Genomic DNA, 3,032 nt, shown 5'->3' with positions numbered 1-3,032 from the left:
TCAAACCCCACCTAAATCTCAAACTCCACCCAAACCTCAAACCCCACCTAAATCTCAAACCCAACTTTCCAAAACAAAAATCGATCTCAAACCGATGTTAGGAGAGTTAGAGACTGCTGCTAAATCTTTAAGCGAAGAAGAGATGATGCGGCTACACGGCACCATTGAGGAGTTAGAAGACAAATTAGCCGCCCTTGAGGATCGGGTTGACGAACCCACAGAAGTGATTAATCCTCTTGTTCCTCTCATGGTACAACTGCTGAAAATGAAAGTAGGAGTATCGCAAGAGGCCGTCATGGAAGTGATGATCCCCATTATCGATCAGGTCATTCAGAGGCGCACTCAACAAGATCGCGGTGCCATGAGTGCGGCGATCGCAGACCTCATTCCCGAGGCGATCGCCAAAGAAATGCAAAATTCTCCCCAAGAAGTCGCCAAAGCCTTGGGACCAGAAATGGCCTCCGCGATTTGCGAACAAATCAAAGTCGATAAAGATGCCATCTCTGAAGCCCTCGGACCGGAAATGGGACGGGCGATCAAGCAACAAATTGAAGTTGAAAAAGATGCAATGGTAGACGCACTCTACCCCGTCATCGGTTCCACCGTCTCAAAATATATGGTGGAGGTGGTTTCGGCGATCAATGAAAAAGTCGAAAAAACCCTCAGTCCCGAAGGCGTAATTCGCAAAATTCGCGCCAAACTACAAGGAGTATCCGAAGCAGAATTAATCCTGCAAGAATCCATGCCCGTCACAGTACAGGCAATTTTCCTGATTCACAAAGCCTCGGGACTGGTCATCTCAGAAATTCAACCCGCCTTAGAACAGCGCCTCGAGTCGAATATGTTAGCAGGAATGCTCACCGCCATTCGCAGTTTTGTCAATGACTGTATTGCCCAATCTGGGGAAGTTGCCGAGCTTAACGAGATTGAATATGGAGATTCTCGCATTATTTTAGAAGTAGCGGGATATTGCTATCTCGCCGTCGCCGTGAAAGGAGATCCACCCCAACCTTTCATCAAGCATCTGCGTCGAACCCTCGGGCAAATCGTCCAGAAACACGGGCGGGAAATGGAAGAATTTGAAGGAGATTCTGAAACCGTTCCCACCGCTATTCCCGCGCTATTAGAGAAATTAATTCCCCCTCCCCCATCAGAAAAGAAATCATCTCCCACTGCATTACTGAGCTTATTGGGAGCAGTTGTTCTTCTCGTCATTCTACCTTGGGGCTATTTTCAAGTACGCGGTTATCTCAACCAGCGCATGGAAACTCGCATTGAAGATGCCTTAGTGGATTTAGAAGCATCGTCTTATACCGAACTAGAACCTATAGTTCGCGGTAAAAAAGTAACCCTCACTGGGCGCGTTCCTTCGATGGAAATTAAAAATAATGCAACAACAATGGTACAGGGAATTAATCCCAAACTGGAGGTCAATAATCAAATTGCAGTAGTGCAAGTTCCCCCAGATCCCGCTTGGGTTGCAACTTCGATTGAGTTAGTGACTTCTCTGCTTAACCGCGAGCGCGATATTGATATTACTGCCGCTTATTCTCCAGGTAAGGTAATCTTGCGAGGAGGAGTCGCCAAATTGGAAGATTACAGTACGATTATTAATGCTTTTCAAAAGCTACCCGGTATTGATACCGTAGACCGCTCCCAATTACTCCCAGAAGTCTTGCAAAAGCGCCTTTATTTTGAAGAGGCTTCCTCGCGATTGACATCCCAAGAAATATCTAGTACCCTTGCTCCCATTCAAAGATTTCTCAACGAACACCCCGAACTGCGTTTAAAAATTATCGGTCATGCGGATCCGACGGGACAATCGGAAAATAATCAAGTGCTTTCCTCAGAACGGGCGATCGCGGTACGACGAGAGTTAGAGCGTCGCGGCATCAGTGCCGAACGCTTGGAGGCCATTAGCGTTCCCGAGGCTCCCCCGGATGTAGCTGCCGAACAACCGTTAAAATGGAGTCGCTGCGTTCGCTTTGAATTAGCGTTCTCAGACGAATAATTACAATGTCTTTAAGGATTTTTGTAGAGTAGTTTATGGGTAAAATTTCTAAAAAGATTTGTCTGATTGGGGATTTCAGTGTGGGGAAAACCAGTCTAATTCGTCGATTTGTAGATAATCAGTTCAGTGACGAATATTTGTCTACCGTGGGAGTAAAATTATCTCGTAAAGTAGTCACCCTCAAAGGAGAGAAAGAAGAAGAAAAACCCGTTGAACTTTTGATTTGGGACATTGAGGGGCAAACGCAGTTTAAGTCAATCGCCCCGGCTTATCTTCAGGGTGCAAAGGGTGCAATTATTGTTGCCGATGTCAAGCGTCAAGAAACGATGGAGCATTTACGGGATCATCTCGATTTATTTTTCAAGATTAATCCTAAAGGATGGGTTATTATTGCTTTGAATAAATCAGATTTGATTAGTGAGGAGAAAGTCTTTCAACTTTCTCACTCAAACAATCAATTTCAAGCTGATTATCCCCAAGTCATTGCCACTTATGCAACTTCGGCAAAAACAGGAAAAGACGTGAATGACCTTTTTCACGAATTGGCGGCTAGTATGCTTGTTGCTGTCTAATTTATTTGTTCGTTATTATTCGTTATTCGCTTCCTAAGAATTGGTGACGGATAATTTAATCCCATGCACAATATCATTATTCCCCATCACATTCATTATCTGGTTCTCGATCCAGATTTAACAATTATTGCGCGATCGCAGGGCGTTCGGCAATTTGTTGATGAATCTGATTTCATTGAAATGGGACAAGACATTCGGGAGGGGTTTCCCGAACTATTTGGCTGTGAGGAGATTTTAGCAGAAATTTTAGCAGGAGAACGAGAAGATTTTGCTCTGCAAGGGATTACTCGACAAGGCGATCGCGAAACAAATTTATATATTGATTTGTATTTTCAGCATTATGGACAAGTCGAGAATAAAAAGAATTTATTGATTTTGTTTGTTGAAGATGTCACTGAGAAAATGACTCTAGAACAAACTTTAGTTCAATCAACTAATGAAACGAAGTT

The 3,032-nt window shown here is 44.0% G+C and carries 2 protein-coding genes and 1 pseudogene; all 3 read left to right on the top strand.

From position 1 onward, the window contains the following. Positions 1–2,011: OmpA family protein (locus VB714_RS15200; RefSeq protein WP_323225457.1), on the top strand; the 2,011-nt coding region annotated here is incomplete at its 5' end. Positions 2,012–2,046: 35 nt separating this feature from the next. Beyond that, positions 2,047–2,583 (top strand): Rab family GTPase, encoded by a 537-nt coding sequence (locus tag VB714_RS15195; protein WP_323225456.1) that lies wholly within the window; start codon positions 2,047–2,049, stop codon positions 2,581–2,583. A 63-nt stretch (positions 2,584–2,646) separates the two neighbouring features. Beyond that, positions 2,647–3,032 (top strand): annotated as a pseudogene (locus tag VB714_RS15190) (hypothetical protein); the annotation flags it as partial.

Origin of the sequence: Spirulina sp. 06S082, assembly GCF_034932145.1 — a bacterium.
Taxonomy (GTDB): Bacteria; Cyanobacteriota; Cyanobacteriia; order Cyanobacteriales; family Spirulinaceae; genus CCY15215.
This window is presented reverse-complemented; position numbering and strand designations above follow the sequence as displayed.